The following is an 18,679-nucleotide window of genomic DNA, read 5'->3' on the forward strand; positions in this document are numbered from 1 at the left end:
AATTTTAGTACATTTGGTTTTACTAATATTAACACGACAGAAAAAACTAATTTTAGCCCAAAAGCAAAGATTAAAAAAATAAATTCAACAACATGGCAACCCCCAGAGAACGATTCGCAGAGGCCCTTACCTTTTTGAAAGGGTTACAGGACCAGGGTATGGTAGGAATTCATACCGATGATATCCCTAATGTGAAACACCGTCAATTGCTTGTCAAAAATGGTTTTTTACGGGAAGTCTCCAAAGGATGGTATATTGCCACGGACCCCAATGAGAAAGATGGTGAGACCACAGCGTGGTACAGTTCCTATTGGGAATTTATAGCACGGTTTCTTAATCGAAAATATGGAGACGATTGGTCGCTTTCGGCAGACCAGTCCTTGCTGCTCCATGCCGGGAACCGGTCGGTGCCGCAGCAATTGCTTATACGGTCGCCCAAGGGCAATAACAAGCCCACCCCGTTACCCCATAACACTTCCCTGTTCAATTTGAAGACCGATATCCCTCCTTCGGAACAGACCGTAATGGAAGAAGGCATCCGCATGTATGATTTACAGGCCTCCCTCATCTATGCAGGGGTGTCGGTGTATACAAGCAATGCCATCGATGCGCGTACCACGCTGTCGTTGATACGGGATGCTTCGGAATTATTGCCCATACTATTGGAAAATGGGCATACCACATTGGCTGGCCGATTGGCCGGGGCCTTTCGTAACATTCAACGTGACAGAATAGCCGACCAGATCATGGAGACCTTCAAACAGGCCGATTATGATATCCGGGAGGAAGATCCCTTTGATACCAGGTTGGAATTGAAATTGTCGGCAAGGGAACGTTCTCCCTATGCCAACCGTATACGCCTGATATGGCTACAGATGCGCAGGGCGGTAATGGCCAATTTCCCCCAAGCTCCCGGCATACGGACCGACCATGAATCCTATATGAAGGACGTGGACGATATATACATAACGGATGCCTACCATTCGCTGTCCATTGAGCGCTATCGGGTGACCCCCGAATTGATCCAAAAGGTGAGTTCTGGCGAATGGGACACCGAGGAAAACGAAGGGGACAGGAAACAACGGGATGCTATGGCCGCCCGGGGGTATTATCAGGCTTTCCAATCCGTAAAGCAAAGCATCAAAGCCATATTGGAAGGTGCAAATTCAGGAACACAGGTCGATAAAGACCATGCCGCATGGTACAGGCAGTTGTTCGACCCAAGTGTGGTGGCAGGCCTGTTGAAGGCTTCCGACCTTTCCGGTTACCGTAATAACCAAGTATATATCGGTAATTCCAAGCATGTCCCCCTAAATGTGGATGCCATGCGCGATGCCATGCCCATCCTATTTGAACTGCTGGAGGAAGAGCCCGAGGCTTCCGTACGTGCCGTGCTGGGTCATTTTGTCTTTGTTTTTATCCACTCGTATATGGATGGAAACGGTCGTATGGGCAGATTCCTGATGAATGCAATGCTGGCCTCCGGTGGCTATCCGTGGACCGTAATTCCCGTAGAAAAGCGGGACGAATATATGCAGGCATTGGAAGAGGCCAGTGTAAGGCAGGATATCGGGCCGTTTGCAAAATTCTTGGGAGATTTGGTAGTCGAAAGAATGAAAGGTAAAAACGCAGCGGAACTGCCGAACAAAAAATAGCCGCATGATATTATTTGAAATCATTTGGTTAAATTTGTTTTCTCGAAAGTTCTAAAGAACTTTGAAGGTGCCTTAATAGGTGCCCTATTGAGAATACTGAAATATAAAACATTGATACATAGGGGAGTGGAAATGAGGGGCTAACCCTGCCACCCCGACAATTACGGTGTCAATGGACACCAAATTATAGCTAATCTTATGAAAATCAAGGATTTTCATTTTTCTTGAAATCCTAAGATTGGCTTTAATATCAATTCAAAGGTTACCTATTCGGTTACCTAAATTGTTACCAGAATTTTTACTACATTGGTAATTCAATATACTTGACTTTCGCAGCGATTTGACTTTCGTAAACAAATCGATTATTCACTTAAAGCGAGAGTTTATGCAGACTTCAAAGACTTTTACCATTCATTTTTGGCTGAGTATGGCCAAGAAAAAAGATGATTTCGCCCCCATTTATGCCCGAATCACGGTCGATGGAAAACGTGCAGAAATCAGTTTAAAACGATTTACATCGGTTACCTATTGGGATACCCGTTCCAAAAGGTCAACACTTAGGACTTCCGATGGCAAGGCACTAAATGTTTACCTTGACCAAGTGTATTCCGATTTGTTGGCTTGCCACAAACAGCTTCTGGGCGAATCCAAATATGTTACCGCCCAAGCAATCAAGGCCCGTTACCTTGGGGAAGATGAACAGCACAAATCGCTGCTTCAACTGGTTACCTACCACAACAAGAATATGGTTTCGGTACTCAAGCCGGGAACGCTGAAAAATTATTTCACTACGGAACGCTACATTAAAAGGTATTTGAAGCACAAATTGAAAACCAATGACGTTTTCCTGAAACATCTTTCCTATAAATTCATCATTGACTTTGAACAGTTCCTGCGCAACGGAAAATCCATAAACCGTTCCCAGCCCCTAAAGAACAACGGGGTTATGAAACATCTGGAACGTTTGAAAAAGATGATGAACCTTGCACTTCGATTGGAATGGATCGAGAAAGACCCTTTTGTGAGATTCTCGCTAAAGTTCACAAAACACCAACGGGCATTTTTATCCCAGTCGGAACTTGAAGTTTTGGAATCCGGTAAGCTTTCCAAAGGGATGCACCAGAAAACAAGGGACGTTTTTGTTTTTGCCTGTTATACGGGCTTGTCCTATATTGATGTGAAATTGCTCTGTGATGACCATATTGTACGTGGCATTGATGGGGATTACTGGATATTTACTAAGAGGGAAAAGAACGGTGAGGCGGTTAAAATCCCCCTGTTGGATAAAGCCCTTGACATCCTGAAAAAGTATGACCAAGAACCTAAAGGCAAGCAAGAAGAACTGTTGCCGGTGTTTTCCAATCAGAAAATCAACAAGTATTTGAAGGAAATTGCGGCAATTCTAAAAATTAATAAAAAGCTTACGTTCCACGCGGCAAGGCATACGTTTGCAACCACCGTCACGCTTTCCAACGGGGTGCCCATTGAGACCGTTTCAAAATTGTTGGGGCATACAAAGCTTTCCACAACGCAAATCTACGCGAGGGTCATCGAACAAAAAGTGTCATCGGATATGCGTTCGTTGCGCAGTAAATTAAACACCACGGACAAGGCCGAAACAAGGGTGCATTATCAATAATTCGGTTTGTAAAATTCCTTTTAGGTTCTAATCCAGTCGGCACTCTTATTTTTTCTTGCCTGATCCCTTGCAGATTTCAGTTTTTATTGAGCCATAAATTTCTGCGTTAAGTCATTTTATTTTTCGGTCAGCTGAGGCCACCAAAACCAAACCGTGGGCAAATGTAGCCACATCCACCGCTTGTTCAAGGTCAAGCCCTTCGGGATGCCGAACATTTTTCTGCGAAAAATAACCGCTCATACCTTGCCCCTTCCTCCCCGTGGCTGTTGATGCCCTGTTTTGGTATTGCTAGTTGCCTAACAAGCTGCCAAAACGATTTAAAATAATGTTTAACTTAAAATTTTTAATTATGGCAACAACAGTAAAACAAAACGGAACTTCAAAAAAGGATACTGCATCCGTTAAAAAGGAAGTACAGAAAAAGCTGACAGATGAAGCTATCGGAAAAGCTGCTTCGACAGAAAAAACGGTAGCATCCAAAAAAGCTACCATCAGTTTGGATGACAGGATCCAAAATTTTGAAAAACTGAGAGGATTGGCCACCCAACGGGAACGGTTAACCCAGACCTTGAACGAATTGACGAAATTCAACTACAACCAAGGGGATTCAGCTTCATTTTACATCAGGGATTCCCACAATTTGGAGTTTAAAACGACCAATACGAACCTTATCAAATTGGTCACAACACACTTGCAATCCACTTTGGAGGAAAGAAAGTCTGAAATTGAGGAACAGATTTTACAATTTGAGCTCTAAGCTACTTTCAAATCCTTAAAAGAGGAAAGCCTACTTCACAAGAGTAGGTTTTTTTTTCTTAAAAGAGAGAGAGAGAGAGTATTCAATCAATATATGCGCAAAGGTAAACCCGTAAAATACTCCCATCAAAAGACTACGGCATAATCGGGCTCGTTTCTCGCTCCTTTTATATACTCTATTAAAAACCAAATTTTTTAAAAGAATTGAGCCCTATTATTTTCCCAAAATTTCCATGATTATATAGAACTGTAGATTATTTGACTTGATATGGGTTTTGTTAAAATCATCAATTACAGCAACTAGTACCGGATTGAATGGGCGGGCAAGCCACGGAGCCATATGAACAAAAAACGCAACAATCACCCTGTTTTGGTTTTAATACTTTATTGCAATTCTCACAGTCGTAGAAGAATTGGCAGGAAGTTGTTGGCATTTCCTCCTCTTTTTGGTGACCACAGTGTGGACAGGTAACAGTGGATTTTAGAATCACTTCCATTAGTCTACGATTTTGTAACCTGTTTTTGCAATGGCGGATTCTATTTCTTCAGGTGTTACCTTACCCATATCATACTTTACAATAGCACTGGATGTTTCGTAGTTCGCATCCACTTCCAAAATACCGTTCAATTGATTGACTTCGTGCTCGATATGGGCTTCGCAACCCGCACACGTCATTCCCTGAATGGAATAGTTCAATTCACCTAAATTGCTTTCGGATACGTAAACGACCTGTTTCTCGATATTTGAATTGGGATAAAACAAATGTGAGTAATAGGGAAATGCCAACATAATACCCGCAAAAATGGTCACCAAAAACAGAAATGTTTTTGATTGGATGAATTTAGGCTTGTCATCCCCGCAGACACAATCAATATCTTGTGGGAGTGATTTTATTTTTTGGTACCAGGCAAAACCTAGGGTCAAAAGGGTGAGGCCTATTAAAACTGGCCTGTAAGGCTCTATCCAGGAAAAAGTGGAGGCAACACCTGTGGCACCTGAAAACAATGCCAATACAGGTGTAATACAGCATAGAGAGGCCACAATCGCGGAGAAAAGGCCAGCAAAAGTACCTTGATTGGAGGTTATCGTCTTTTTCATTTTACGCAATTTTTCTTTTAGATTGAATATTACTTAAAATAGCGGCAAAAAAAGCTTCATTCTTCTTTGATATGTGATAGAAAATGGTCTGACCCTGCCTGCGGGCACCAATGATTTTAGCATCTTTCATTTTACGTAAATGTTGTGAAATAGCGGGAACACTCATTTCCAAAATATCTGCAAAGTCGCAGGGGCATAACTCAATCTCCTTTTGCAACAGGAACAATATTTTAAAGCGAACTTCATTGCCTGCAAGTGCCATCAATCTGCTTACATCCTCTATGGAATCAGCTGTTCTGTTCAAATCTTCTTTACAACGAAGAATTTGTTGATGGTCTGCCTCTGCTCTGGTACAGCTGATTTCAAGTTTCATGGGACGAATTTTATGCTAAGATATAATTATTTAAGCAAATACTTAAATAAGTTTGAAATAATTCTGTTAGTTGTCCTTGAACGACAAGTATGGCCTGGCTATATTTCTAGGGTCCATGCAAATATGGTTGATATCGTATGGTTTCCTATTTTGGACCACTCCATAAACGGTTCTTAAAATTTTATTGGACACATTGTTCATTATCAGGAAATAAGGTTTTCCCTCAAGTTTTTTACGTTGTGCATACAGACTATACTCCTTATTGTGCGCCACGGCAGTCTTGGCGGCTAGGAACAACAATGATTTTAGTTTTTTGTCGGCTAGATGACTGGTCTTGGACTTCATGGACGTTTTTCCGGAGGAATTTGGATATGGGCATACCCCGGCAAAGGCCGCAGCCTTTTTGGCCGTTGTAATACGTTTGAAGTTTTCAGTTTTGATGATCAGATTGTTTGCGATTACCGGGCCAATGCCTTTGATACTTGTAATAAGCTTGTAGTTATCCTTTAAATCGGAATCGCTCTGAACGATTTTTTCGATTTCCTTTTCGATGGACCCAATTTCAATTTCCACATTCATAATGGCTCTCTGATAGCTTCTATGAGCCACAATACTCTGTGAAGGACCATGCTTTCTTGTTTTCATTCCCAATAAAAGGGATGTTCTGTTCTTTGACAACTGTTCCCGCAAACTATAAAGTTCCTTGAGCTCTTTGACCGACTCGGGCTTTGGCTCTGTTAAGTGCAATTCTTCAGTGAACCTCTCACCGTATTTCCTGATACGATAAGCATCCTTCGAATCACTCTTTCCCCGTTGCAACCCCAAGCTATGCTTAATGTTATAGCCGGAGACCAATGCTATTTTGACTTGGAACTGGTAACAGAGATGAACTAACAGGTCTCCATAAGTTCCCGTATGTTCAGCTACCAGGATACAGTTATCTTCAACTTGTTTCAAAAAGCTGCAGATACCCTTAAAGTCATTTTTTACAATCCTTTTTTTCTCCTCACCTGTAATAACATAGCTTACGTCAAATTTCTCTTTGGACAGGTCGATTCCATATATTTTCATAATAAGTGTTTTTGATGTTCCTTTTGAGCGGCTTAAATCGTTAGTGGGTTATGCCCGTAATACTCTCTGGCTTAGGCTCAAATAACTTACCGTACTTAATATAAATAGTAGATTTCCTCTATTCCGTTTCTAAAGCTATTGCAGTAAGTGGAACTATTAATTTCAAGATAGAACTGTATCTGTTCTAACAATATTATTTCTATCGGCTAAGTAACGATATCCGTTTCCTTTTGAGCCGAGATTTTATCTTCCGTTTGGTTCTAGCTTAAATATTTATTGTTTAACTAAAATCAAATGTTATGTATTTATCAAATTTACAGCAGGATGACATCTTCGTTCCATCAGAAATGAAATCCTTGAAAAGCCTGACCCAGATGGAATCCCGACGGGGACTTGAAAATGCCATAATTTCCAATGGTAAAATTGTCAACGTAATATCAAACAGCTACGGCCACGTACCCAATGAGCTCTTCTTCAAGAAAGCCGAAGAAATGTTGACCGATGCCAAGCTGAATTATCAGAAACGAACGATCAACAGGGATGACAGGTCATTTATAACCGATTTTATCATCGATGACAACAGCCAATTCTCGGTCAAGAATGAAAAAGACCTGATATTGCCAATGCTGCGGTTCAAGAATTCCTATGATGGTAGCGAAAAGACATCGGGACATTTTGGCTTTTATAGGGAGGTTTGCTCCAATGGCCTGCACGTTTCACAGGCCGAAATCGAGTTCGCCATCAAGCATAGTAAGAACAATACCGACCTGATAATGCCAAGGTTGAATAATCTGTTCGATAAGTTCGTAGATAATGAATTCTACACGATTACTGAGAAGTTCGACAGAATGAGGGAATTTCAAATCATCGACACCAAAGAATTTGTAAGGAAAATTCTGGAAAGCACTAAATTGTTCCGGTATGAATGTAGCGATAAGAACAACGATCCTTCAAAGAAATCCCGTGAAGTCCTTGAAATTTTGGATAATGAAGCGTTGTTGCTCAATGAAGCTCCAAATTTGTGGATAGGCTATAATGCTTTTAATCAAATGCTTCACAATACATTGAAGAAAAGCTTTTCACAACAGGAACGCTTGGACAAAAAACTGTTCGATGCCGTTTATGAAATGGCTTAATGCCGATAAAGGTTTATCCAGTACCTTAAACTGGATTTTTTTTATTCTGAGCGAAAGAGTTTATTTGGAAAGTTGGTTTTGCAATCCCATTCAGCATATTCCCCTGCATTTCGCGAAATGCTACATTCCGGGCAAAGAACTTTCCTAACAAGATCTTGGACACAACCCCAAAGCTTCCGATTCCCATTCCACTTGCCCGCTTGTTCCCGAGAAAAGTCGGGAAGCGGCCAAACTCCATTCCCATCTACACCTTTGAAGTCAAGTCCGCTTTAAACCCTACTTCAAGAGGATAATGCGTTTTCATATTTCAGAGCGGAATTTCTGCATTGGCAGAACTGTTTTTATGATTTAATCATAACTTTTCTTAACTTTAAAAAAATCATTTTCAAGATGAAAAAGCTACTGATTGTATTAAGTATTTTGGGATTATTAGTTGCCTGCAATAATCGCAATGAAAAACCCAAAGAAGATAAAAACCCAAAAATTGAAAAATCTGTTTCTCGGGATTCAATGAATTTGGTTCAGCAAAATTCATTTAATGTTAATGAAATAGACGGTTTCTGGAACAAAAAACTTGCGGACAATAAAGAATTTTACAAAGTTACCTTTCCCCGTACCGATATTCACCTAAAAATTGATGGGGTGTCTGTGGAGGCGGGCTTGGCTTATACTTCCTGGATAGCCTACCGCCCAATGGGGAAGAATACGCAAATTATGGGGGATATGGTTTTGTTGGACAACGAAATTCCCAAGGTCATACCTTATTTAAAAGAAAACGGCATTTTAATAACCGCCGTTCATAACCATTTGTTACGGGAACAACCACGGCTGATTTATATGCACATCGCGGGAAATGGTGATGCTTTGGAGCTATCTAAAATTATGAAAGGTGCCTACGCGCTTACCGCCACGCCATTGACCGAAACATCAAATAAAAACGAAAACAAGGGAATGGATTGGGCTCCGGTTAAGAAGATCCTGGGGGAGAATGGCAAAGAAGGTGGAAATTTATTGAAATATGGTTTCCCCAGGAAAGGGGCTATTACTATGAACGGCAACACTATGCCTTCAACATTTGGGATTGCCACCGCAATTGGCTTTCAGGCCATCAATAAAAACGAGGCTGTTATCACGGGCGATTTTGTAATGAAGGCTGAAGAAGTAAATGCGGTCATTACAGAATTGGCAAAAAACAATATTGAAGTTGCAGCACTCCATAACCATATGCTTTTTGAGAAGCCCCGATTGTTTTATATGCATTTTTGGGCCAAGGGAAACCCGGAAGAACTTGCAAAAGGATTTAAGGCTGCATTAGATCAGACTTCTTCCGTGCAATAATTCGGAAAAACCCGAAATGGCCGGTAAAAATTACTGCGGTATTGTTCCCCAATGCAGCGATATAAATTATTTGTTGATTGTTGTATAACTTATTCGACCTCTCACTTCAGATAAAGTAACTGTTGCAATTAATTTAAGTGAATTGCTTTGATCCTGTGCCTTACATCCATTAAACAAGAGAAGGAACAAAAAGGAAAAATTTAGAATTACTTTGGTTTTCATTCATTGAAATTTAATGGCTTGGGACCATCTTGTCTTACTGTTTTCATATTCCCTTCAAGTCGTTTGAATCCCTACAAGATACAAATTTATAAGCCCAAATTCCAAAAAAAGTTATGAGTCAACTTCCCTTTTAATCCGAGGTTATTGGCACCATTAAATGGCAGTTTCATCCCACTCAGCCCATTCCCCTGCATTTTGCGAAATGCTCCCTTCCGGGAAAAGCGCTTCATTACAAAGGTCTTGGACCCAACTCCAAAGCCTCCGGTTCCCATTTCCCTTGCCCGCTTGTTCCCAAGAAAATTCGGGAAGCGGTCAAACTCCATTCCTATCTACACTTTTGAAGTCAAGTCCGCTTTACATCCTACTTCAAGGGGATAATCCGTTTTCATAGGACGGTCAGCACATTGCCTCTTCATTCCGCAAAAAGCTGCATTCCGGGCAAAGCGCTTTCCTACAATGGTCTTGGACACAACTCTAAAGATTCCGATTTCCATTGCGTTAACCCTGCCTGAAAAATGGCAGGGACACTTCATTCCCAATCTACATCTTTAAAGTTAAGTCCGCCTGATAGGAATTCCATTTATCATTTAGTCCCACTTCCTATGTTTTGGTACTTCACAAAAGTCATTTAGAAATACTCCCGAGCCACCGCTGTCCCTACCGTTTTTTTGTAAGCAAAATACCAACATTTGGAAGTTAAACGGAGTGCATAACCGGTCGTGCCTCCCTTTTATAACTCCTTATTAATTCCAAATATTGAAAATGTATCAGCAACAAAAAAAGGTAACAGCGGACGGCTCTATGGGAAGTAAATCTAAATCGAAAATTATGAAATCTTACAAAAACATCAAAAAGGAAGCGGGACTAAAAAAACAAAAAAAGGAAAACGCTCTGGATATAATAAGTAAATCACTTCAAAAAAACATAAACGCAAACTATCCGAAGGGTTCGGGTAGCATTTTAATTAATCTTTAAATTTTTTATTATGAGCACTTTAAAAAATCACGTACAGTTGATCGGAAACGTTGGCCAAGAGCCACAGATCACGAACCTTGAAAGCGGTAAAAAGGTAGCCCGTCTTTCACTCGCCACGAACGAGTATTACAAAGATGCCAAAGGCGAGAAAGTCCAAAGTACCGAATGGCACACGATTGTGGCCTGGGGCAAAACTGCCGAAATCATCGAGAAATATGCCGGAAAGGGCAAGGAAATCGGGGTAACGGGAAAACTAAAATCCCGAAGCTACGAGGACAAGGACGGTATCAAAAGATACGTTACCGAAGTGGAAGCCAACGAAATCCTTTTGTTGGGAGCTAAAAACGGTACTAATTCTGCCGAGTAATCTAAAATTAAAGAGGGCGTTCCTCTCGAAAGTTGCGCCCTCTTTTTCATTATTAACACTTTAAATAAATTTAAAATGAAAGCACAAGTTAAAGAAATCAAAGACGGATTACAACATTTTCACGGATCGGAAACCGTGTTTCAAATCCCATTATTAAGAACCCGTTACACCAACGGACTGAAATATTTGGCGGAAGCTGCGGAATGTTTTTGGTTGATAACCGATACCTCTGCATTTGCGAAAACCTTGATGGATAAAAGCTATTTTATAACCATCGACTTTCAAAGGTTGCCCAAGGAAAGACAGGATTATTCTGGGTACGAAGCCGAGATAACGTACAGCGATGGAAACGGGAACATTTTTGGAAAACACGGCTATCGAATAACGGATTTTCCACTTGATGAACTGCGGTTATTTTTTGTGGATAATACGTTGATGTTACCGAACGAATATTAACCCATTCAAAAACCTAAAAATTATGATCTACTTAAATTTTTCAGACCTGAACGGGGAAGCCCAAGAACGTCTTTTGGAAAGTTCAAAAAAGGACGTTGAGCATAAATTTGGCGATGATATTCGAAACTATGCAAAGGAGCATTGCACCAATTTTGAGGTGATGATCGAAGAGGAGGCACTTCGGAATCTATACAGTTATACCTATGTGTTTAATATCTGAAATTATCCAAATATGAACGGAAAGACCTTTGAAATTTCAAGGGTCTTTTTTCATTCTGTTGACATCAATTCAATAAAAAGCCTTATCTTTATTTCGCTGAAATTCAGCATTCAATTTTACGCAGGGGTATCCCATTTTTGACTTTCGCCGATAACCCTGCCCATCGAAAAATTACATAACGGGAAATCTTTTCCCTGAAATTGGCAATTGGCATTTAGCCAAATTGTACGAAATTTTTGTCCCGCCGGGCGGGACGAAAAGGAGTAGCAAGAGGGTAACACGCGATGCGATGTTAAGCATTCCTATTCCTTATTAATCATCTGATTTTTAGACACTTAAAAATTATCCGATTATTTAGATTTCTACAATTTGCGACAAATGCCACGTGAACGCCCATTTTTAGATAGGAATTTGCGACAAATCGGCGAAATATGGATTCATTTATCGGCATCAGATTCAAAAAGGAAACGGCGAAACGTTTCCAGCAATTTTCAAGAATACACTTCAAATCGCACACCGAGGCAATGGCCACGATGCTCGATTTTTTCTTCTACAACGAAATCTCGCCACGGGAAAAACTGGGCCCGACCGGAAGGACGATCGAGGCCAATTTAAAGAAACGGATCAATGCGGTAATCGCCATTATGCGGGATATGGAAAAGACCCAGACCAAACCCACCGTGGCGATGATCGAATCTCTTTTTCAGACCGAAGAACCTGTGAAAAAACCGTTGATCCTGGAGAAAAGATTTGCGGAAGAAAAGAAGAAGGTACGCTTTCGCGAAAAACGAAATCCTAATAACGAACTGTAAAATTTTGAGCTATGTACATCACGATCACACCTCAAAAATTGGGCGGGAACTACTCCCAAAGTTCCGTCGATTTTGTGGGCTATCTGGAAAAGGAAAACCAAGGTCTGGAGCAGGAGGATATGGAACATTTTTTCAATCAATATTACGATGAAATTTCAGCCGAGGAAGTGGTAAAGGAAATTGATGGAAACGGTGCCAAACTGAAAAAGAAAGAACCGAAATTTTATTCGATTACCGTCAGTCCTTCCAAATGCGAATTGAACAGGTTACAGAACAGCAGCGAAGATCTCAAAAAGTATACCCGTGAACTGATGAAGGATTATGTGGCATTCTTCAACCGGGAAATCAATGGGCGACCTGTAAACATAAATGATGTGAAGTATTACGCTAAAATAGAGCATCAACGAATGTTTAAGGGGACAGACAAACAGATCAGGGAAAATCAACCCTTTGCCACCAAAATACTTCAGCTAAAGAATGAAATCCGAAATATTGAAAATGGCTCGATGGAAGGAAGTGTCAGAAAGCGGGAAAGGCAAATCGCAAAATTAGAAAAGCAGGCCCCGCACCAACAGGACGGGAAACGGATTGTGCAGGGAATGTCCAAAGCCGGAAGCCAAAGCCATATCCACATTATCGTAAGCCGCAAGGATGCCAGCAACTCGTTCAGCCTTTCGCCCGGGAGCAAATACAAAGCTTCCAATGTTGAGATGAGAGGAAAAAAGGTCAAACGGGGCTTTGACAGGGACAGATTTTTTGAGCAAGCGGAAAAAACCTTTGACAAAACTTTTGGCTATCAGCGGAACTTTGCGGAAACCTATAAGGCCCGAAAGGATTTTATCAAAAATCCCAAAATCTATTTTGCTTCCCTAATGAAATTGCCCACCAATGAAAAGGTGATCGCTTTCAAGCTGATGCGGGAAACGGGCCTCCCGATAATGCCAAGCATCCCGACCAATCAGGCACAGTTTGCCCTAAAAGCTTTCAACAAGCTGCGCAAGGGTTTGGATGTGGCAATTAAATCAAGTTCAATCGGTATTTAAATTAGGATGATGGAAATAGATAATCTTTTTACAGTACTCTCGGTTATTGGCTTGACCAGTTTACTATTTTATTCGTTTTTCAGGATCAGTCGGTATGCGTTCGCACTGAATATACTGCTAATCGCAGGTCTGATTTTTTATCTTTCCGAAGAAAATCGGTTGATATTGACCCTGCTTTATTTAGGTTGTCCGATGATGCTAATTAATACAGGACTGTACGTTTTTTTGCACAAAACGGACAAGCCAAAAAATGACGATAGTAAATACCGCGTTAATTTTGCCACAGATAACGGAAGTTTTAAACTGGAAAACGTAAAACGTGGGGCATCTGTTATCGGCTCTGCCGGAAGTGGCAAGACCGAAAGCGTGGTTTATGGTTTTTTAAAACATTTCCGTAAAGAAGGATTTTGCGGAATTATCCACGACTATAAGGATTTTGAACTGACCGAAATGGCGCACCCACTTTTTAAGGATAGCGATATCCCATTTAAGGTTATTTCTTTTGATAAAATCATCCACAGGGTAAATCCTATTGCGCCACGCTATTTAGAGAACGAGGAAAGCGTAAACGAAGTGTCAAGGGTATTAATCGAAAACCTTTTAGAACAAAGAGAAAGTGGCGCTACCGGAACAACAAAATTCTTTAATGATGCTGCGGAAGGTTTGATTGGTGGGTTGATTTGGAAACTGAAAACCACCTATCCACAGTTCTGTACACTTCCCCATTTGATTGCCATTTACCAATATCTGGACACGGACAGCCTTATCCAATTTTTAGAAACCAACACCACATCGAAGGCGATGGCAGATGCTTTTATTAGTGGAAAGGATTCCGATAGGCAGACCGCAGGCGTTAAAAGCACGCTGGCCAATGCGCTGAAACGAATTAGTACACAACGGATTTTTATGGCTTTGTCAGCAGATGAAGTACCGCTCAATATCAATAATGAGGAAAATCCAGCAGTAATTTCTATCGTAAATAATCCCAAATTTGAAACGTCTTATTCGCCAGTAATCGCCACCATTATCCACACCATTACCAAGCAAATGAGTGTGCGCAATTCTCGACCATCATTCTTATTGATGGAAGAAGCACCGACCATTCGACTATTGAATATGCATCGCATTCCTGCAACGTTGCGTAGCTATGATATAGCGACCATCTACGTGATGCAGGACAAAATTCAGAACGATATGATGTATGGCGACAAGGCAAGCAAAGCGATTCTCAGTAATTTATCCTATCAGTTTTTCGGAAAGGTCAACGACCCGGACACCGCTAAATATTACGAACGCTTTTTTGAAATCATCAAGGATCCAACCAAAAGTATAAGTCGTGGTCATAACCTTGATTTTGACACCCGAATTACTACAGGCGAAAAGGAAATACCGAAAATACGGGCTGATGTTTTCTTTAGGTTGAAACAAGGCGAATTCATTACCTATGCTGATGGGAAGGATAAGAAAGTGCAGTTCAAACTATCTAAAATAAACAGGAAACTACCAGAAGAAGCCAAGCAATATTCAATTGCTGATATGAATGCTAATTTTGAGCGTGTTTATGAAGAAGTGCGGTCGATATTTAAATAATATGCTGTGCTTTCATTTTTATTGAAATCATTAACACTTTTATTAATTACAGTTCATTTAATTGGATAATCAATTACCTATCCGATTTTATGGAATATATCCAAATAATAGTAAAACTTCGATTATCAAAATCGCAAAATCATTTGTACCTTTGGAGTTAATTTAGTATGTAACTAACTATCAGATATTTTGGACAACTTTCGATATGATTGATTTTGATATAATAGAAAATTTAGGCTTGGACAAGGCCGTCTCTGTTACTTCGGAATCTAATCAAATTTCTGAAAGTCAGCTAGTTGTAATTAATCAAGTGAAAGACTTCGGTATTGATGAAATTTATTTCAGTACCGACGAAAATCATAATAGTTATCCTGCGGTTTTTTTAAAAAAGGTTGAAAAATTTGATGACCGTGCTCTTCATCAAATTGCAAAGACTCAAAAAAAAATCTGGAACTTCAAAAAGGTAATTTTTCTTTACGTTTATTCGGAAACTGAAATCCGTATATACAATTGTGCCGAGAAACCTCTTATAATCAAATCAGATGATTTTGACTATAAGAAGGAACTTAAAACGCTCGAAATTGAGTCTTATAAGCTCAAAGATAAAACCAAACTCACACAGCTTCAAAATCTTTTTTCCACTATTGCTATTGATACAGGTATCATATGGACATTAGAAGAAGCTTATGAGATTAGAAAGAAGATAAGCCTTCAGCGAAGGGTTGATAAATACCTTGTAGAGAGCCTTACCTATACCGCTAAGCAATTACAAGCGGAAGGCTTAGAAATAGACCTAATTCATAAAATAATAATGCGTTCTCTATTCCTATTGTATTTAGAGGATAGAGGCGCAACCGATGAAAAGTTCTATTCAGAAATCAAAAAAGGAGCGAAGTCTTATTTTGACATTCTAGACGATGCAGATAAAACATACTCACTATTTAAGAAACTGGAAGAATATTTTAATGGTAATGTGTTTACCATAGATAGCAATGAGTCAATTTCTAGAGAACATCTAAAAATTATCCGAAAGTGTTTTATCAACGGTAATGATAATACCTTACAGCAGAATCTTTTTGAAGATCTACGCCTATTCGATTTTAGCATTATTCAAATAGAATTATTAAGTGAAATCTATGAAAATTTCTTGGCTGAAATAAACCCTACTTTAAAACAAGATACTGGCACTTATTATACACCACCGTCACTAGTTGAACTCATATTAAATGAGAAATTACCAATCTCTAGGACAGAAAAAGAATTTAACATTAAGGTCTTAGACCCAACGTGTGGTTCGGGGATTTTTTTGGTTGAAAGTTTCAAACGTTTGGTAAAGCGTTACGAAAATGCCAATTCGGAAAAACTTACGGATTTTAATAAGCTGAAGAAGCTACTAACGGATAATATATTTGGTATAGAAATACATCCCCAATCCATCAAGGTAGCAGCTTTTAGTCTTTATCTGGCTTTAGTTGACAACTTGAATCCTAAGACGATTTGGCAAAACAAAGATTATCGCTTACCATATTTGATAAATGACCCTTTGGATGAGACTCTAGTTGAACAAGGTAATAATCTATTCCGAAGTGATACTATTCAACAAAATCCTGAAGTAGAACAAATCGAGTTTGATTTGGTGGTTGGAAACCCGCCTTTCGGCACTAAGAATCTATCTCAATCTATTCGAGATTATAGCGATAAATATGGATTCGCGAAGGAAATGGTTCTACCGTTTTTACACAAGGCAACCAAAATTGCAGAGAATGGCGAAATTGCCTTAATATTTAATACTAAGGTATTGACAAACACTAATGGTAAATATCAATCATTTCGACAATGGCTTTTTAATGAATGCTATGTAGAAAAGATATATAATTTTTCAATTCTAAGGAAAGTGCCTGAGGATTTTGGGGGTCAATTATTTGGTTCAGCAACTGGACCGATTAGCGTAATATTTTACAGAAAAAATGCCCCTAAAAAGAAATCTAACACAATTATTTATTACGCCCCAAAAACATATATAAAATCAAATGTTATTGAAGGTGTAAGTATTGATAGTACTGATTTAAAATATCTTCCTAGAGAGGAATGTCAAAAACCATCCACTAAAATTTGGAAGGTTGCTATGTGGGGCGGAATGAGCGACTTCGATATTATCAAGAGAATATCAAAGAAAACAGTCTCAATGGAGGCTTTTTTGAAAAACAACAAAAATGGTTGGAGCTTGCCTAGGGCAGGACTAAATGGAGACAGAGAGCATCAAGATTTTATTCCAGAGCAAGTAATTAATTCAAGGTACATCCAAAGATTTTATACACCTACTGATGCCTTGCAAAAGAATGATAAGTATTTTAGGAATATAGACCAAAATCTGTTTAAACCGCCATATGTATTATTTAAAAAAGGACAGAAGAATAGAAAGTTAACCGCATCATATATTGATTACTTCGCATATTGTACAACAGCCTGTTACATATTTAACGGAAATGTAGAGAGTGATGAAAAGAAAGCGCTGACAGCTATTTTCAACTCAAAAATTACTACCTATATTTTATTTATGGTTAGTTCTTCCTGGGGAATAGAAAGAGAGCAAATTTTTATGGATGAAGTGATGGATACGCCAGCAATTATAAATTTGCTCAATCAAGAAAACTTATCGAAAATTGTAGGTCATTTTGATAAAATTATGAGTGGGATTAAATCAGATTTTCTGAAAAAGGATTATTCCCAGTTAGAAGAAAAGATTGACAAGGTAATTTTGAAAGATGTTTTGGGAATGACTGATAGAGAAATGGTCATAATAAATGATAGTCTGGAATATAGTCTTGACCTATTCGAAAATAAGCAAAAATCCAAAGCTCTATTACCGATAGCAGATGTAACAAACTATGCAAAACGAATCTCTTCGGAAATAAACGAATTTCTTAATAATCAAGAAATCATTTGTGGTGCTACAACTTTTAGAATGCCATACTATTCACCATTGATGATGATTAAATTGTCTTTTGGAACTAAAAAGGGAGGTTTAATAAAATCTAAGGAAAATTTAGATAATGAACTAAGACAACTCGACAAGGTACTATGGCAAAAGAAGGCAACTAACATCTATTTCAGAAAAAAATTAAATTATAAAACAGGCAACGAGATTTTTATTGTTCGTCCCAATCAGAGACGATTCTGGACTCAATCTATGGCGATTGAAGACGCTTCGGAATTAATACTGGAAATTCTTAATGAGGTATAGTAAATGGGATTAAACAAAGTCATAGTTGCCAGCTTTAAAAGAGGCTTTGAAGAAAAATGCTTTCAGCTGATAACAGAATCTTATGTTTCAGCTATGGAAACAAAAGTCATCAAACTCAACTGGGATGAAAATGACATTACTTGGGAATTGCACAAATGCATTAAGGAAAATCCACTAAGATTAAAGTGGCGAATCGTTACAAATGTTGAGCAGCATTTGCCGAAAGACGATATAGAAAAGGAAAAAGGTTTTGCAGCGAAATTTCCTAGAATAGATCTTAGATTGGTAACTATAAATTCATCCCTAGAATTCGAATACCATATGGAAGCCAAAAACCTTAAGGAAAAAGATTCTGGTTTAAAACGACGATATATTGATACCGGAATTAACAGTTTTGTTACTAATAAATATGAGAACGGATGCCTACTTGGGTATGTACTCGAAGGAGATTTAGACAAAACCGTAAATGGGGTTAATAAACTTTTGAAAAAAGACGAAAGGGAACTTGAATTTTTGAAACTCAAACCCTATCATTTTCACGACAAGTATTACGAATCAGAGCATCCTGACGATATGTTAATAAAACATTTTATGTTTGATTTCACTTCTTTGAGTAGCGCCTAAAGGACTCTGGTATCCCGCGTATTTTGAAACACTATGGAAAAGAGAGCTTTAGTTTTTCA

General features: G+C 39.1%; 18 protein-coding genes. 13 read left to right on the forward strand and 5 right to left on the reverse strand.

Features of this window, described 5'->3' with window-relative positions:
• Positions 1–92: 92 nt before the first annotated feature.
• The 3 genes from CJ263_RS15770 to CJ263_RS15780 all read left to right on the forward strand — a co-directional run bounded on the left by CJ263_RS15770 (position 93) and on the right by CJ263_RS15780 (position 4,051).
• Complete coding sequence (locus tag CJ263_RS15770) at positions 93–1,655, forward strand: Fic family protein (RefSeq protein ID WP_094998155.1); 1,563 nt, start codon at positions 93–95, stop codon at positions 1,653–1,655.
• 385 nt (positions 1,656–2,040) lie between these two features.
• Complete coding sequence (locus CJ263_RS15775; protein ID WP_094998156.1) at positions 2,041–3,294, forward strand: site-specific integrase; 1,254 nt, start codon at positions 2,041–2,043, stop codon at positions 3,292–3,294.
• 349 nt (positions 3,295–3,643) lie between these two features.
• Positions 3,644–4,051, forward strand: coding sequence for a hypothetical protein (locus CJ263_RS15780; protein ID WP_094999276.1), 408 nt, complete (start codon positions 3,644–3,646; stop codon positions 4,049–4,051).
• A gap of 286 nt (positions 4,052–4,337) precedes the next feature.
• Here CJ263_RS15780 and CJ263_RS21290 read toward each other — a convergent pair whose 3' ends face one another.
• The 4 genes from CJ263_RS21290 to CJ263_RS15800 form a co-directional block, all read right to left on the reverse strand.
• Positions 4,338–4,547: a GDCCVxC domain-containing (seleno)protein gene (locus CJ263_RS21290; RefSeq protein ID WP_094998157.1), complete on the reverse strand. Its 210-nt coding sequence runs from the start codon at positions 4,545–4,547 to the stop codon at positions 4,338–4,340.
• Positions 4,547–5,149 (reverse strand): mercuric transport protein MerTP, encoded by a 603-nt coding sequence (merTP, locus tag CJ263_RS15790; RefSeq protein WP_094998158.1) that lies wholly within the window; start codon positions 5,147–5,149, stop codon positions 4,547–4,549. Before merTP ends, CJ263_RS21290 begins: the two co-directional genes overlap by 1 nt.
• 1 nt (position 5,150) lies before the next feature.
• Entirely contained in the window at positions 5,151–5,522 is a 372-nt protein-coding gene (locus tag CJ263_RS15795) for an ArsR/SmtB family transcription factor (protein ID WP_094998159.1), read from the reverse strand.
• A 66-nt stretch (positions 5,523–5,588) separates the two neighbouring features.
• A complete protein-coding gene (locus CJ263_RS15800) occupies positions 5,589–6,593 on the reverse strand; it encodes an IS110 family RNA-guided transposase (RefSeq protein WP_094998160.1) in 1,005 nt (334 codons plus the stop codon).
• Between the two features lie 299 nt (positions 6,594–6,892).
• Here CJ263_RS15800 and CJ263_RS15805 point away from each other — a divergent pair, with 299 nt between their 5' ends.
• Together CJ263_RS15805 and CJ263_RS15815 are read left to right on the forward strand one after the other, a co-directional pair.
• Positions 6,893–7,729 carry a DUF932 domain-containing protein gene (locus CJ263_RS15805; protein WP_094998161.1) on the forward strand — a complete coding sequence of 279 codons (837 nt, stop codon included), beginning with the start codon at positions 6,893–6,895 and terminating at the stop codon, positions 7,727–7,729.
• A 390-nt stretch (positions 7,730–8,119) separates the two neighbouring features.
• Complete coding sequence (locus tag CJ263_RS15815; protein ID WP_094998163.1) at positions 8,120–9,067, forward strand: DUF1259 domain-containing protein; 948 nt, start codon at positions 8,120–8,122, stop codon at positions 9,065–9,067.
• A 551-nt stretch (positions 9,068–9,618) separates the two neighbouring features.
• Here CJ263_RS15815 and CJ263_RS21010 read toward each other — a convergent pair.
• Positions 9,619–9,783: a hypothetical protein gene (locus CJ263_RS21010; protein WP_158657181.1), complete on the reverse strand. Its 165-nt coding sequence runs from the start codon at positions 9,781–9,783 to the stop codon at positions 9,619–9,621.
• Positions 9,784–10,274: 491 nt separating this feature from the next.
• On the opposite strand from CJ263_RS21010, the gene CJ263_RS15830 reads away from it, so the two are divergent.
• The 8 genes from CJ263_RS15830 to CJ263_RS15865 all read left to right on the forward strand — a co-directional run bounded on the left by CJ263_RS15830 (position 10,275) and on the right by CJ263_RS15865 (position 18,620).
• The gene (locus CJ263_RS15830; RefSeq protein WP_094998166.1) at positions 10,275–10,631 is read left to right on the forward strand and encodes a single-stranded DNA-binding protein; all 357 of its coding nucleotides are present in this window, start codon (positions 10,275–10,277) and stop codon (positions 10,629–10,631) included.
• 75 nt (positions 10,632–10,706) lie between these two features.
• Entirely contained in the window at positions 10,707–11,087 is a 381-nt protein-coding gene (locus CJ263_RS15835; RefSeq protein WP_094998167.1) for a DUF6876 family protein, read from the forward strand.
• 22 nt (positions 11,088–11,109) lie between these two features.
• Positions 11,110–11,307: a hypothetical protein gene (locus CJ263_RS15840; protein WP_094998168.1), complete on the forward strand. Its 198-nt coding sequence runs from the start codon at positions 11,110–11,112 to the stop codon at positions 11,305–11,307.
• A gap of 431 nt (positions 11,308–11,738) precedes the next feature.
• Complete coding sequence (locus CJ263_RS15845) at positions 11,739–12,119, forward strand: BfmA/BtgA family mobilization protein (protein WP_094998169.1); 381 nt, start codon at positions 11,739–11,741, stop codon at positions 12,117–12,119.
• Positions 12,120–12,130: 11 nt separating this feature from the next.
• Positions 12,131–13,162: a MobB family relaxase gene (mobB, locus tag CJ263_RS15850; protein ID WP_094998170.1), complete on the forward strand. Its 1,032-nt coding sequence runs from the start codon at positions 12,131–12,133 to the stop codon at positions 13,160–13,162.
• Positions 13,163–13,171: 9 nt separating this feature from the next.
• Positions 13,172–14,752 carry a type IV secretory system conjugative DNA transfer family protein gene (locus CJ263_RS15855; protein ID WP_094999277.1) on the forward strand — a complete coding sequence of 527 codons (1,581 nt, stop codon included), beginning with the start codon at positions 13,172–13,174 and terminating at the stop codon, positions 14,750–14,752.
• A 205-nt stretch (positions 14,753–14,957) separates the two neighbouring features.
• Positions 14,958–17,996, forward strand: a complete 3,039-nt coding sequence (locus tag CJ263_RS15860; RefSeq protein WP_094998171.1) for an HsdM family class I SAM-dependent methyltransferase — start codon at positions 14,958–14,960, stop codon at positions 17,994–17,996.
• Positions 17,997–17,999: 3 nt separating this feature from the next.
• Positions 18,000–18,620 (forward strand): hypothetical protein, encoded by a 621-nt coding sequence (locus tag CJ263_RS15865; protein ID WP_094998172.1) that lies wholly within the window; start codon positions 18,000–18,002, stop codon positions 18,618–18,620.
• Positions 18,621–18,679 lie beyond the last annotated feature (59 nt).

This window comes from Maribacter cobaltidurans, from assembly GCF_002269385.1.
Lineage (GTDB): Bacteria > Bacteroidota > Bacteroidia > Flavobacteriales > Flavobacteriaceae > Maribacter > Maribacter cobaltidurans.

Bases quoted from the DNA above. Each gene is read 5' to 3' on its own strand.
- CJ263_RS15770 (WP_094998155.1), top strand. From the start codon at position 93: ATGGCAACCCCCAGAGAACGATTCGCAGAGGCCCTTACCTTTTTGAAA.
- CJ263_RS15775 (WP_094998156.1), top strand. From the start codon at position 2,041: ATGCAGACTTCAAAGACTTTTACCATTCATTTTTGGCTGAGTATGGCC.
- CJ263_RS15780 (WP_094999276.1), top strand. From the start codon at position 3,644: ATGGCAACAACAGTAAAACAAAACGGAACTTCAAAAAAGGATACTGCA.
- CJ263_RS21290 (WP_094998157.1), bottom strand. From the start codon at position 4,547: ATGGAAGTGATTCTAAAATCCACTGTTACCTGTCCACACTGTGGTCAC.
- merTP (WP_094998158.1), bottom strand. From the start codon at position 5,149: ATGAAAAAGACGATAACCTCCAATCAAGGTACTTTTGCTGGCCTTTTC.
- CJ263_RS15795 (WP_094998159.1), bottom strand. From the start codon at position 5,522: ATGAAACTTGAAATCAGCTGTACCAGAGCAGAGGCAGACCATCAACAA.
- CJ263_RS15800 (WP_094998160.1), bottom strand. From the start codon at position 6,593: ATGAAAATATATGGAATCGACCTGTCCAAAGAGAAATTTGACGTAAGC.
- CJ263_RS15805 (WP_094998161.1), top strand. From the start codon at position 6,893: ATGTATTTATCAAATTTACAGCAGGATGACATCTTCGTTCCATCAGAA.
- CJ263_RS15815 (WP_094998163.1), top strand. From the start codon at position 8,120: ATGAAAAAGCTACTGATTGTATTAAGTATTTTGGGATTATTAGTTGCC.
- CJ263_RS21010 (WP_158657181.1), bottom strand. From the start codon at position 9,783: ATGGAAATCGGAATCTTTAGAGTTGTGTCCAAGACCATTGTAGGAAAG.
- CJ263_RS15830 (WP_094998166.1), top strand. From the start codon at position 10,275: ATGAGCACTTTAAAAAATCACGTACAGTTGATCGGAAACGTTGGCCAA.
- CJ263_RS15835 (WP_094998167.1), top strand. From the start codon at position 10,707: ATGAAAGCACAAGTTAAAGAAATCAAAGACGGATTACAACATTTTCAC.
- CJ263_RS15840 (WP_094998168.1), top strand. From the start codon at position 11,110: ATGATCTACTTAAATTTTTCAGACCTGAACGGGGAAGCCCAAGAACGT.
- CJ263_RS15845 (WP_094998169.1), top strand. From the start codon at position 11,739: ATGGATTCATTTATCGGCATCAGATTCAAAAAGGAAACGGCGAAACGT.
- mobB (WP_094998170.1), top strand. From the start codon at position 12,131: ATGTACATCACGATCACACCTCAAAAATTGGGCGGGAACTACTCCCAA.
- CJ263_RS15855 (WP_094999277.1), top strand. From the start codon at position 13,172: ATGGAAATAGATAATCTTTTTACAGTACTCTCGGTTATTGGCTTGACC.
- CJ263_RS15860 (WP_094998171.1), top strand. From the start codon at position 14,958: ATGATTGATTTTGATATAATAGAAAATTTAGGCTTGGACAAGGCCGTC.
- CJ263_RS15865 (WP_094998172.1), top strand. From the start codon at position 18,000: ATGGGATTAAACAAAGTCATAGTTGCCAGCTTTAAAAGAGGCTTTGAA.